This window comes from Lepagella muris, from assembly GCF_004793975.1.
GTDB classification, from domain to species: Bacteria; Bacteroidota; Bacteroidia; order Bacteroidales; family Muribaculaceae; genus Lepagella; species Lepagella muris.
Window position 1 is genome coordinate 86,753 of the sequence record NZ_SRYB01000007.1, and the last position, 14,000, is coordinate 100,752.

Below are 14,000 nucleotides of genomic sequence, written 5' to 3' on the forward strand. Positions count from 1 at the left end.
GACTGTAGGGCTGACTATAAAAAAAGAGACAATGAATGAATATGAACTGAATCCCTTCGTCATAACCCAAAAAATCACAGACGACATCTGTCTGTTGACTAACTTTGTGGATGGAAGCCATATCCTTTTGAATTCCGGTATAGCCAATATCATATATAACCAGGAGAAATGCTTGTCCTCCTTATCAGAAACCCATCCTGATATATTCCGGCGTCTGCTGGATGGTCAATTCATAATCCGGGAGAATAGTGAGGAATACAGGGAGAGGATCATCAAGCAAATGAATTCATCACGGAATGACTCTGAACTATACCATGTCATTGTTAACCCGACATTGGATTGTAATCTTGACTGCTGGTACTGCTATGAGAATAAGATACCGGGCAGTGCAATGTCTACGGAAGTGACAGATGCTGTCTGCAAAAATATTAAAACTCATTATGACTCCAATCCCTATAAGGTCCTGAAGGTCTCTTTTTTTGGTGGAGAACCGTTCCTGCGTCCCATGGCGATTCAACGTATCGTGGAGTTCTGCAGGAATTTCTGCCTCCTGAACACAGTCTCTCTCATCCTTGACTTCACCACAAACGGTACACTGATAACAAGAACAGTCCTTGACACGATCAGGGAGTGCACCTGCATGTTCCAGATCACCCTTGACGGTAATAAGGAACAGCATAACCGCATCAAGAAACCCAGATATGGTGATCCGGACTCATTTGCAATGACAATAAACAATATACACAGGATACAGGAAACAATCCAAAATTCATTTGTCGCTGTCAGGATAAATTTTGATGGTGAGACCCTGAATCGATTTGATGAGATACTGGAAAAGTTGGATGACCTTGACAGAAAACGAACAAAGATAATCCTAAAAAAAGTCTGGCAAATCGATTCCGAATCCATATCGCCAGATATTGTCAACAGGTGCATTGACAAAATACTTGATAGAAATTTTATATTGGACTATTACAGTCAGGGAGGTGTATGCTTTGCCGACCGCAGGAATCAGATAACAATAAATTTTGACGGGAATATATACAAATGTACGACAATCAAACGTTTTGACAATGATAATGCATTAGGTCAACTTGATTGTAACAACGGCAATGTAATCTGGGATGAGAGTAAAATCGCCTATCTTTCTAACGAGGGGATACCCTCAGGATGCCATACCTGCCAGATGTTTCCATCCTGCGGCGGTCCCTGCAGGAAAAAGACACCCGGATGGAAAGATGAGGACTGTTTCCTTAAATCCCAAAGAATGAGTATGGAGGAGTATGCCCTGATACAATTTAAGGCCGAGATGACAAAAAGGGGAATCATCAGAGCAGGTGCCACAACGGCATGATTATGAAATAATCATGCCGTTACACCCATTTCCTTCAGTAACAGACCATATCGATTAAATCCATTGACCCAATCAAAAATTACTATGTACAAAGTAAAGAACATAGACTCCCTGCTCAAGATGTTGATATTTCTATACGCGGTATTGGCGGGAGAGGCACACTCGCTGATAAGGGTAGACTGCCGCATAACCACTGATGACGGCTCCTTCACAACAGGGAATATCTCGGTGAGCGATTCCGTCGGCTCCCCGGTGCAGTCTCTGTCAGTATCCGTACCGGACTTCAGTCTCACGCTGCCCGGTGCAGGAAGCTACGGGATCTCTGTCAACGCATTGGGATACAAGGACTGGGAGAGGCAGCTGACCCTGACCGGCGACACGACACTCGACATCCGGCTCGTCACCAACTCACGGATGCTCCAGGAACTGACAGTGACGGGCAACACATCCTCAAGGACAACGGCGACAGGGGAGGTCTTCAGACTCTCACGGCAGGCAAAGGCCTCGGGGGACCCCTACATGGCGCTCTCGGAGATCCCCATACTTGACGTCAATGTCGCCAACCAGTCTATCAGGACAAGGGACGGCTCATCACCCCTCATCCTTATAGATGGCAAATATCTAAATTCCGGGGTTAACCCGATCGACCCGAGATTCATAGAGTCGGTGGAGGTCATGGAGGTGACCAACGCGAAATACCTTCAGATGGGGTTCTCCTCCATCGTGAACATCACCCTGAAGAGAGACGTCCCCTCCTACACCTACGTCGAGGCAAGGACAAGACACGACATCCCTCCCAGGGAGGGGTTCGGGGGAGCCAACTTCGAGTTCGGTACCCCCAGGTTTGCCGTATCCGGAAACCTGTTCGGCAAGTACCTGCACAAGGACAAGGTCATCTCCACCACGGAGGAGAGGCTCGGTGACAATTCCAAGGAGAGTCACGCGTCCGGCTTGTCGGACATGCTCGGCTGGGACGGTTACCTGATGATGAAGTGGATCCCGACGAAGGACAACTACTTCGCGGCAACCGTGAAGGGTAAGGATGGGCACACTGACCAGTCCGTGACCGCCACCGGGTTCTACAACAGCACATCCGTCGAGAACCTCTCGTCCACACAAAAGAACAGGATTGTTGACGGAGGAATGTTGGCGGCTGCCTATTATGAACACACTTTCAGCAACAAGGATCAGTTGACATCCTATTTCCACTACAACCGGGGATTTTATGATGAGGATAACCGTAACGATGAGACAATCACAGAACCGGATGAGGAGGAAGAGACCTCAGTCTATTGGAATTTCCAGAAATCTGTCCGTGACCAGTATGTAGCCTCGGTTGACTATAATTCATCAGAGCGTAGATTCGGGAGTCTCTCCGCCGGCAACGAGTACAGGTACACGCGTGACAGGGTCCGCAGCCTGGTCACAGAACCCAATGAGCGCAGACGCCTGATACAGCAGAGCAACTACACATATATCTCATATAATCACAATTGGGAGCGTGTGTACATGATGCTGTCAGCCGGAATCCAGTATATGGACATCAATGCGGAGAATGCCCGCACCGGATGGTGGAGACCGAGGATATCGGGCTCCGTCACATGGCGGCTCGGGAAGGACAGGAAGATCCGCGGTTCATATACAATGAACAATTCGTTGCCGCCGTCGGCTTACATGCAGAGATTCAACACGTCGGTCGACCCGTGGGTCCGCATTGAGGGGAACCCCTACCTTGTGCCGATGAGGATACAGACGGTCAGGCTGAATTACGACAAGAGCTTTTCAAAAATCCGTCTTAATGGATACGGCGTATACCGAAGGAAAAGCGACATGATTGAATCTTATATCCGCAATGAGGAGAATGTTTCGGTGCATACCTACCGCAATAACGGGGTGTATCATTCCTATTCCATTGGCGTGAGCGCGACAGTAAGATTTGGGTCACTGAAGATAATGGCAAATGTGGAATCCTTGAACGAACGTTATCAGGGACAGGGTTACAGGCATTCCTTCATCCTTGGTGGAAATGGAATTTGGACTTTTGGCAAATTCTTCATATATGCAGATATTAATTGGCGCAACAGGGATTACTCACCATACTCCATCACCAGATACAGGAACCCACTGACAGCCCATATACAGCTTACATGGCGACCGGTAAAGCCTCTCCAACTGACCTTGGGGCTGCCATATTTCTGGGGTGTGAGACGCATGGTGACAACGACCGAGAAAGGGGAATATTTCAAGATGTCAGACATACGCTACAAAAGCGAGAGTCTGCGCCCATGGATACTGATATCCTGGACCTTGCGTAAGAATGCCAAATATAAGATTGCAGACAAGATTCCCAATCTTTGATATAGTGAATTATTGGAATGAAACGTAAAGTCATCTTCCAAAGACAATTGGACTCGATGCAGTGCGGGGTGGCGGCACTCACAATGGTGTGCCGTCACTTCGGTGCCGACTATACCCTTGATTTTATAGGGCAATATTGCCACGCCACCACGGAGGGTGTCTCAATGCTCGGAATATCACAGGCGGCAAATACCCTTGGGTTGGATACTATGGCGGCGAAAGTCACCATCAGCCAATTGTCAGAAGCCCCCCTTCCATGTATCCTACACTGGAACCAGAATCATTTTGTGGTGCTTCACAGGATTTCAAGAAACGGCAGACGCTTCCATATCGCGGATCCGGGCAAAGGTTTGCGCCGACTGGACAGGGAGGAATTTTCAGACCAATGGCTCAGCACCGTCTCCGGTGGGGAACGCAAGGGAGTTGCACTCTTCCTTGAACCGAACGAGAGGTTCGGCAGCATAATGGAGGAGAAGCCGGAGCGACGTTCCTTCCGTTTCATGATGGGGTATCTGCGGCAATATAAGAGGTATTTCTTTCAGATATTTCTCGGTCTGCTGTTGGGCTGTCTGCTGCAACTGATAATGCCCTTCCTCACGCAGTCGATTGTGGATATCGGTATCAGGCATGAGGATATAGGCTTTATATGGCTTGTGCTTCTCGGTGAGCTGATGATTGTCATCGGGCGCACAGCCACGGATTTCATCCGCCGATGGCTGCTCCTTCATATCTCCATGCGCATCAACATATCGCTTGTCAGCGACTTCTTCATCAAGCTGCTTAAACTGCCAATGTCGTTCTTTGACACGAAGCTGATGGGGGATTTGCTGCAACGTATCGGGGACCACAGCCGTGTGCAGAACTTCCTTACGGGACAGACCCTCAACATCATCTTCTCATTCCTCAGTTTCATCATATTCGGCATCGTGCTGCTCGTCTATAACCGGCTCATATTCCTTGTGTTCACGATATGCAGTGTGGGTTACGGGGGCTGGATCGCCATGTTCCTGAGTCGCAGGAAGGTGCTGGATTATGAGCTTTTCGAGAGGCAGGCAATCAACCAGAACCGGACATACCAGTTCATCACCTCCATGCAGGAGATAAAGCTTCAGGATTGCGAGCGTCGTCGACGTATGGAATGGGAGGACACACAGGCAGACCTGTTTGCGGTGCAGATGAAGTCGCTGAAGCTCCAGCAGACGCAGGAGGCAGGGAGTATCTTCATCAATGAGGTGAAGAATATTATTATCACGGTGCTTGCAGCAACGGCTGTCATAGAGGGGCAGATGACGCTCGGGGAGATGCTCGCCGTGCAGTATATAATCGGGCAGCTGAACTCCCCCGTGTCGCAGTTCATGCAGTTCATCTACTCGCTGCAGGATGTGCGGATATCGCTTGAACGTATCAATGAGATACATGAGGGGAGGAACGAGGAGACTCAGGAGAATCAGGCTACCGGATTTGCTTCTGAAAAATCAATCGCGGTGGATTCAATTGACTTCAAGTATGACCCTCACGCACTGAAGAATACACTGGAGGGTATATCATTCGATATTCCGGATGGGAAGGTGACAGCTATTGTCGGTGCATCCGGAAGCGGGAAGACCACACTCATAAAACTCATGCTTGGATATTATCCTGTCATGTCGGGTAGTATCTCGATAGCGGGACGCAATATAAACGAGTACAACCTCAAATGGTGGCGTCGGCACTGCGGTGTCGTGATGCAGGACGGGGTGATATTCTCCGAGTCGATAGCGAGGAATATTGCCGTGGATGACAATGAGATTGATCCGGAACGTCTGCGTGAAGCGGCACGCATAGCGTGCATAGATGATTATGTGATGTCGCTTCCGTTGAAATATGACACGAAAATCGGACGAGACGGCGTGGGTCTGAGTCAGGGACAGAAGCAGCGCATACTCATAGCGCGTGCCGTCTACAGGAATCCGGATTTCATATTCCTTGATGAGGCGACGAATGCTCTTGATGCGAGGAATGAACGTGCCATTGTGGAGAACCTTGACGTGTTCTACAGGGGGCGCACGGTTGTTGTCGTGGCGCACCGTCTCTCCACGGTCAGGAATGCCGACCGCATAATCGTGCTTGACGGTGGACGTGTCGTCGAGACCGGGAACCACGATTCCCTCATTGAGAGGAAAGGGGCATACTACAATCTTGTGAAGAACCAGCTTGAATTAGGCAACTGATATGAAGATAGATACAGATAATAAGACAAATATGGCAACTGACAAGAGGATAGACAAGACGGTTGTGACGATGGATAAGGACAACCATGACAACATCGGGCTCCGCTCGGAGAAGGTGAGGGAACTGCTCGGAGAGATACCACCCTCACTGGTGAGGTGGGGCACTGCCATCATCGCAATCGTATTCATCGGATTGGTGGCAGCCGTATGCCTGTTGCCCTATCCCTACTCCAACGGGGAATCTATCCTCCGGCATTTCATAGGATAATCACATGAAGGGATTAGCACGAAGAAACATAAGAAATAAAAGAAATTTTTTAAATTAAAGGATTAGTATTCAATTTTATAATAAAAAGATTTCTTTATTTTCTTTCATTTCTTCGTGCATATCAAGAGAATGGGGATTGTAATTTTTTGGAGATTAGTGTAATTATTTTGCGGTTGGATTGTCATTATAGAAAGGATTTTATTTTAATCATTGATAAATCAATATTATGAAACCGATTATCCCTCTGATTCTCGTTGCTGCATACTCCTCTGTCGCTATCCACGCTTATAGGATTTCCGGAAAGGTGACTGACGGATATACCAATGTGGGTCTGCCGTATTCCACAATAAAGGCTATCTCCAAGACTGACTCGGTGTTGGCTGTTGCTCAGAGCGGTGCAGAAGGTGAGTTCTGCATTGAGTCCGACATGAAGCCGGACAGTGTGGCTGTGGAATGTGCCGGATATATCGGCTCAATCTTATCGGTGGATTCCCTTGCATCCCTCAAGGAGGTGGTCATAAGGCTGGAGCCTTACTCGTCGGTGGAGCTTGAAGGCATCACTGTGTCGGCATCGACAGTCACCACAAAGGGGAATGTGCAGACATTCATAATCACGGATCAGATGCGTCGCAATACGATAAATGCCATGGACCTGATCAACAAGCTGCCGGGATTCATAGTTGACCCGATATCCGAATCGGTGAGTGCAGGAAGTGCGACCGACATAAAGATTATCGTTGACGGGCAGGAGGTGTCGCAGTCATACTACCGCTCCATAAATCCGGCACGCATAAAGAGCATGGAGTTCATCCGCAACAGTTCGGGACGCTATTCCCAATATCCCGCCATACTCAACATCGTGCTGAAGAAGGGGTATGAGGGGATTGACATAAATCTCAACGGACGGTATTTCCAATTCCTTAGCGGTGTGCCTACTGACAATGAGACGTTATCCGCCAACCTTGCCTCATCCTACAGGCGTTGGAACTATTTCATATCAGGTGAGTTCACGCGAGGCACCTCCACCTCCAACACCGGGAGCGACCTCGACATATTCGGCAAGACAACGGTCACACGTCCGATGTCACCCGTGGATGACCCCGACAAGGATGGGAACAGGCGCAAATGGCTGGGGAATGCCGGGGTGTCGGTACGCCTCACCCCACGTCAGACCCTGACCGCCCAGTTCCTCTATGACCATGCCGACAACCATACTCGTGAGTCATCACAGAGTATCATTTCCGGTGAATCCGGCATAACCGACATTGACAGCCGCTATGAGACCAACAATTATGTTGCCGGAATCTCATACCGCAACTCCGTGTCGAAGAGGTTTTCACTGTCGGCTGATGTAACCTACAACTGGTATGATATACGTCAATGGCAGGATATCCGCAAGGGTGGCGACTACGGCATGACCTCCGTGGATGGGGACAAGGACTATATGAATGGGTACGCCGAGGCATATTTCAAGCTCAACAAAAGCCTTTCGCTCAATGTCTCATACGAATATACACACCGCAACTACAACACCGTCAACAATCACGGGTCAGCGGTGGCGTATATGGAGAACCGTCACCGTCCGGTTGTAGACTTCAGATTCAGCCACGGTTCATTCTCCGGGAATGTGGGTGTGTCGTATCTTGACATACTCGCCCGTAATGACGAGACCTCCAGCCATCAGCAGACCTTCCTTCCGAGGGTTAACCTGCATTGGGAGCCAATGAGGAATCTTGCGCTGAGCGTGGAGTATTATTCATCGACGTTCTATCCGAACCTTGACAGGCTCTCCGCGCAACGCTGGCTCGTATCCGACCGTGTGTGGCAGTCGGGCAATCCGGGCCTTGAGGCATCCACGATGAATTATCTGGAGACGCGCCTGAAACTGTGGCGTAATTTCACTCTCACATACATGTTCCGCCATTCCTCCAACGATGTCGCCACCTCCTTCGCACTCTCTGACACGGCTGAACCCTCGATTGTCGGCTCCTACATCAACACACGCTTCATCCACCAGTATGCCGGACTCCTGTTCTCGAAGGAGCTTTCCGGAGAGGTGGATATTGACGTCAACACCAATTGCCAGTGGTATTCCCGTAAGACCGACGGCACCGTGAATCATGGACGCACATTTTACTTTGACGTGTCGGCCAACTGGAACATATTCAAGAGTGACTATATCCTGAGCGCGAACCTTTTCCTTCGGGATGACCGTATGCCGTTGCCGCAGGGTGTTGAGAAGACGCATTGGGAGACGTGCTTCCTCTCCTGCTCCAAGATGTTTCTCAACAACCGACTGAAGGTGAATGTCGGTGTCAATCTTCCGCTGCATCTTCTTCCGCACGTTGACCGCACGTCAATCATCACGCCTGATTTCCGTTACGAAAGGTCGGAGGATTTCTGGAAAGGCACGTCATGGAAGGCGTTGGTCAACATACAGTATGTGTTCAGCAAGGGACGCACGCCTCGCAAATCCGGAAGCATGACCTTCGAGTCAGAGAAGGATTGAATGTCGGCATTTCATCGGATAATCACAAGAAGGGATTAGCACGAAGAAATATAAGAAATAAAAGAAATTGATTTTGAGTAAATTATATTAAAATTTCTTTTATTTCTTTCTTTTCTTCGTGTGTTCCATAACTCTGAATATTTTGAAAAGTGTAAAAAAAACGGGTTGAAAAAGTTTGAAAAGTGTATTTTTTATTGCTGAAATTATTTGAAAAGTGTAATTTTGCGGAGTTAAGTAACTAAATTAACAATCTTAGAGATTGCTAAGTAATCTTAAAAGTGAATTTTATGTTGTTCCGTAAGATAAGAAAGACTATCGCCAATCATCTGTCGTCGGGTTCAGACAAGATTCTTCTTGTCGAGGGCGCACGTCAGGTTGGTAAATCGTATATCATACGTAATGTGGGTGAGGAATTGTTTCCGAATTTCATAGAACTGAATTTTGTGAAGGACAATGAAGGCCTGCAAATTTTCAAGAATGTGAGATCGGTAGAAGATTTCTATCTTCTTCTGTCATCCATGTACGGGAGTCGTCTCGGAGACTGCTCTGATACACTGATATTTCTTGACGAGATACAGGAATATCCCCAATACATCACATGGCTTAAATTCCTTAGGGAAGATAGACGCTACTCCTTCATTGCCAGCGGAAGTTTTCTGGGTCTTTCCCTACGAGATACAACCTCGTTGCCGGTCGGCAGCGTAGTGCGAAAAGAGATGTATCCACTCGATTTCGAGGAATTTCTTATTGCCAATGACTTTGGTGCAGATGTTTTGGCTGTCATGAAACAGAAATTTCTTCAACATGAGTCGGTAATGGAAGGTTTGCATAACCGGGTGATGGATCTTTTCAGACGGTATCTGCTTGTAGGTGGTATGCCGGATGCTGTCAATGCATATATCGGCACCCATAATATGTCGGAGATTCGTCAGGTTCAGGAGGATATCCATAGAATGTATCTCGCAGACGCATCAAAGTATGAAGAGGATTATGGAAAACGGTTGCGTATCCGGAGAATATATGAGATGTTGCCCTCACAGATGGAAAATAAGAAAAAACGTCTTGTGGCAAAGGAGATAGACGATAGGAAAGGGGCACGCTTCTCGCAATACCGGGAAGAGTTTGAGTATCTCCTGTCGTCGGGTATTGCATTGGGGGTTGACGCCATATCGAATCCCAAATTCCCGTTGGTGGAGTCCCTTGTCAAGAATCTGGTGAAACTATACATGAATGATGTCGGCATGTTGACCAATCTGTTGTTCCGCTATAATGTGGCTCCTGTGCTTAATGATGAGCGTAGTGTCAACTTAGGTTCTGTATATGAGAGCGTGGTGGCGCAGGAGCTACAGGCTCATGGTCACAGACTGTTCTACTACGACAACCGCAAGGTTGGCGAAGTGGATTTTATAATCAATGACTACGCGACATTGAGTCCTCTCCCAGTGGAGGTGAAATCCGGGAAAGACTACACGGTCCACAGTGCTCTGACGCGTTTCCTCAGTGTCAAGGATTATGGAATAGATAGGGGCATTGTGTTCAGCAATACCCGTGAAGTTAGCACCGGTCCCAAAGGGATTGTATACATGCCTGTCTACTATGTCATGTTTCTTGACGCATCAGCACCTGCGGAACCGCTTCTGATATAACTTTAGCCGATGAGATGGCGGATGTCGGCTTCGGTGCCGTTGAAGGGTCCGGTGTGGGCGAGTTTGATTGTACACATGGCGGCGGCGAATTTACCTGCCTCAACGTAGTCGGCACCACGGCTCCGGCTGTAGAGATAGCCTGCCATGTAGGTGTCGCCACAACCTGTCGCGTCAACCACGTCGGTCGTGGGGTAGGCGGGAATGTCGTAGAATTTGCCGTCGGTATATATCAGCGAACCTCTGTCGCCAAGCGTCAGCAGAACCTCGCGGCATCCCCATGCGGCAAGCCGACGTGCCGCTTCGCGTGGGTCCGTGGTGCCGGTCAGCGTCTCCATCTCCTTCTCATTCGCCTTCAGAATATCGATATATTTTAGAGCCTCTGTCTTGTCTGCCCAATCCACGGGATGCACCTGCTCCCCACGGACCTCGCGGAGATAACCCTGCGCATCGACCGAGACTATACCTTTTGACGAGAGCAATTTCAGTGCGTCGAGTGAGAAATCGTCGGCAAGGAGAGTGCCGAGGTGGAATATCTTGGCTTCTACATCCTTCAGGTTGTCTACAGTGAAGGGGTCTGCCTTGGCGAGAACGCGCTGTGTGCGGTCGTTGGGATTGTCGCCATATTTATTTTCGAAAAACACCGACTTACGGCTGGGAATGACGTCTACTTCGATGCCGCGCTTGCGTATATCCTCCACGGCTCCCATTTCCGTGGGACCGACGGAGGTGAGCAACCGGAATCCGGTGTGGTCAAGGTTGGCGAGTGCGTGAGCCACGTAGAAGGCTGTGCCTCCCGGCATATAGGTTTCAAGACGTGGTGTTATTATCTTGTCGAGGGTAATGTGCCCTATGCAACATATTTCAGGAATCATATTCTTTTTTAGTTATCTGAGCAGGAGAGAGGCTTGTATATGTGTGGTTATCTCTTTACTTGCCTCATTGCGTATAGGAGCACGGCGCAATAGGCTATCGTCGGGACGATGAAGGAGGTAGACATGTCGGTCTGTGCCGCCACCCATCCCATTAGGAACGTGCCGACCGCTCCGCCGAGAGGGGTCATCATTAGGAATGAGGATGCTATCTTTGTGGATGATCCGCAGCCGCTGATGGTGATGGCGAATATCGTCGGGAACATTATCGCCTCGAATGCGTAGCAGATGAAGAGTCCGGCACGCGACAGGGTGCCGATGTTCAGAGTGACGAGGAGCGCGCCGACAACGGTCATGACAGCACAGATGAGGAGCACTTTCTCTGCACGCACATAGTTCATTATCGCGCTTCCGGTGATACGGGCAAGAAGGAAGAGCCCGAGCGCACCGAAGGAGAGCACCCATGTGGCGGTCATCTTATCCATCCATCCGTCGGAGGTGACGTAGTTGATGAAGAGGCTGTTGATGGCTATCTCGGCTATCTCATAGCAGAAAAGGGCTATGACGCCATATCTGAATCTTGGGGATGACCATAGGCTGCTTATTGTCTTGCCGAGAGAGGTGTTGTGGCTGGTGACGTTATCTGAATCGTTGTCGGAGTCACCGATTTCGGGGAGTTGCACGCGGGAGAAGAGAAGGGCGACGAGTAGCACCACGCATCCCATCGCGGCGTAGGGGACGGCTACCGAACTGTTTTCGTCGGAGAATAGGAATCCGCCCACGAGCACCGGACCGAGTATGCAGCCGAGTCCGTTGAACGACTGGGCGAAGTTGAGCCGGCTTGCAGCCTTCTCCGGTGCGCCTAATTTAGCGGCGTAGGGGTTGGCGGCAGTCTCCAGCACCGCCAGACCGCAGCCGATCACGAAGAGAGCGGCAAGGAATATGCCGAATGATCCGATGGCATCGCCGGGAATGAAGGCGAGTGCGCCGAACCCGAATAAGAGAAGCCCGAACACCACGCCACGCCTATAGCCATAGCGCGTTATGAAGATTCCGGCGGGGAGTGCCATGAGGGCATACGCCACGTAGGTGGTGGCCTGAATCATGGTGGAATGGAGCACTGAGATTTCCATCGATTCCTGGAAATGCTTGTTGAGCACGTCAAGGATGGAGCGGGCAAAACCCCACATGAAGAATAGTGAGGTGATGAGAATGAACGGTAGGAGATACCTGTTGCCTTCGCCCTGTCGGCGGGCGTAAGTAGAAACTTGTTTTGTCATGTCTGGTTGTGGATTGATGGTGTCCGACTGTTGAAGTTGTCTGAAACTCCTTTTTGAAAGGGTACCATCTGTTAGGTTCTGCAAAAATAATCAATTATTGCGAAATAATCGTCATGACAGGGGCTAAACCATGCGGATTGAGGGCTAAAAAACGATTTATAGACCGTAAAATGGGTGTCAGAAACGGAATCCGATGTTGGCGGAGAAGTTTTCGACAGAGCTGAAGAGGGAATACGTGCCGCTCTTGTACCAGTGTCCGTTCATCTTCCCGATAAGGCTGAAGAAGAAATTCCCGAGATTGTACGTAAGCGACATACGGGCGTTGATGTTCATCGCAAACATGAATTTCTCCCCTTCAAGAGAATCCTCGTAGCAATGGCTCAATCCAATCGAGGGCATTGCGGTGAGGTTGAAAAGAAGTTTCGGTTTTATCACCCAATTGTAGCCATATCCGAATAGGGCGCAATAAGATTTGTAATGGAATAGATAGTATGATGCCGGAATTGTGAGATAGGGCAGGAGATTCTCTGGCAATTCCTTGAAGTTGAATCCGATCTTGAGGTTGTTGTAGTTGAACCCCGCCATGAACGATCCCTGGCTTCTCTTTTGTATCTTGGAGAAGTTATAGGTGGCACCATGCGAATACCGTTTGTTGTTGAAGAAATAATAAGCCTCGATTCCGAAATTATAAAGTTCTACGCCGGGGAATCTCTCTTTGATTAAATGTCCGTCATGATATTTGCCGAACTGTCGTAGAAAAGTGCCTCCGGTGTTCTCCTGATAATGTATCTCGGCGTTAAACAGGGCGCAGTTGAAGCCGAATTCCCATTTCTTATGTTGGATTGGGTCGTTGCTGAAAAATTTTGCCAAGTCGTAGGTGGCACCGACGCTCACCGCCATATACTGTATGTATCCGCCTATATTGGAATAAAGATTGCTTAGCATCTTTGTCCTCATCTTTCCAGGCAGGGTCATGGCATAGCTGTCGACCCAGTTGTCGTTGAGCACTCTGACTTTCCAGCGTTTACCGGTACCGACCACGTATGCCGGGTCGTATGAATTGAAGAATCGGTCGCCCCAGTTGTAGACATCGACGCAGAATTTGAGGAAGCGGGGGTATCTTACGGTGGTGTCCTGCATGTTGAGTTTGCCACGTTTCGCGAGATCCCACCACCAGGTGCCCCCCGGCTTTGCATCAGGCAGAGGTTTTAGGTCGGAAATTTGTGGAGTCGGCGCGGCACAAGAATAACTTATGTCGATGAGGTCCGGATCCTTGCCAGTAGCGTAAACATTCCCGTAAACAGCGTGATCGGCGGCATTGCCACGTCCGAAGAGAGGCATTGCCGTCGAAAAGAAAGCGATAAAAATCAGTAGTGTGAAACGTATGTTCATTTCGCGAACTGTAATTTTCCACAAAATTAATCAAAATTGGTTAAATAAAAAACTGATTCTATCATTATGAAACTTTGATTGTAATTATTTACTGCAATAAAACTATTTAAGTGA

Annotated in this window: 9 protein-coding genes; 6 read left to right on the forward strand and 3 right to left on the reverse strand. The window is 48.9% G+C overall.

Going from position 1 to position 14,000, the window contains the following annotated elements:
• Positions 1-31: 31 nt before the first annotated feature.
• The 6 genes from E5331_RS06605 (at position 32) to E5331_RS06630 (ending at position 10,345) form a co-directional block, all read left to right on the forward strand.
• Positions 32-1,354 carry a radical SAM/SPASM domain-containing protein gene (locus tag E5331_RS06605; RefSeq protein WP_123483718.1) on the forward strand — a complete coding sequence of 441 codons (1,323 nt, stop codon included), beginning with the start codon at positions 32-34 and terminating at the stop codon, positions 1,352-1,354.
• Positions 1,355-1,438: 84 nt separating this feature from the next.
• Complete coding sequence (locus tag E5331_RS06610) at positions 1,439-3,712, forward strand: TonB-dependent receptor (protein ID WP_123483719.1); 2,274 nt, start codon at positions 1,439-1,441, stop codon at positions 3,710-3,712.
• 17 nt (positions 3,713-3,729) lie between these two features.
• Positions 3,730-5,922: a peptidase domain-containing ABC transporter gene (locus E5331_RS06615; RefSeq protein ID WP_135984144.1), complete on the forward strand. Its 2,193-nt coding sequence runs from the start codon at positions 3,730-3,732 to the stop codon at positions 5,920-5,922.
• A 1-nt stretch (position 5,923) separates the two neighbouring features.
• A complete protein-coding gene (locus tag E5331_RS06620; RefSeq protein ID WP_123483721.1) occupies positions 5,924-6,190 on the forward strand; it encodes a hypothetical protein in 267 nt (88 codons plus the stop codon).
• A gap of 226 nt (positions 6,191-6,416) precedes the next feature.
• Positions 6,417-8,699 (forward strand): TonB-dependent receptor plug domain-containing protein, encoded by a 2,283-nt coding sequence (locus E5331_RS06625; protein ID WP_135984146.1) that lies wholly within the window; start codon positions 6,417-6,419, stop codon positions 8,697-8,699.
• 287 nt (positions 8,700-8,986) lie between these two features.
• Positions 8,987-10,345: an ATP-binding protein gene (locus E5331_RS06630; RefSeq protein ID WP_123484725.1), complete on the forward strand. Its 1,359-nt coding sequence runs from the start codon at positions 8,987-8,989 to the stop codon at positions 10,343-10,345.
• A gap of 2 nt (positions 10,346-10,347) precedes the next feature.
• Here the strand turns inward: E5331_RS06630 and E5331_RS06635 are convergent, their stop codons facing one another.
• The 3 genes from E5331_RS06635 to E5331_RS06645 all read right to left on the reverse strand — a co-directional run bounded on the left by E5331_RS06635 (position 10,348) and on the right by E5331_RS06645 (position 13,886).
• Positions 10,348-11,214, reverse strand: a complete 867-nt coding sequence (locus E5331_RS06635; protein WP_420813760.1) for a PfkB family carbohydrate kinase — start codon at positions 11,212-11,214, stop codon at positions 10,348-10,350.
• A gap of 50 nt (positions 11,215-11,264) precedes the next feature.
• The gene (locus tag E5331_RS06640) at positions 11,265-12,494 is read right to left on the reverse strand and encodes a sugar MFS transporter (protein ID WP_123484727.1); all 1,230 of its coding nucleotides are present in this window, start codon (positions 12,492-12,494) and stop codon (positions 11,265-11,267) included.
• Between the two features lie 177 nt (positions 12,495-12,671).
• On the reverse strand, positions 12,672-13,886 hold the full coding sequence (locus E5331_RS06645) for a DUF4421 domain-containing protein (RefSeq protein WP_123484728.1): 1,215 nt from the start codon (positions 13,884-13,886) through the stop codon (positions 12,672-12,674).
• Between the last annotated feature and the right edge of the window lie 114 nt (positions 13,887-14,000).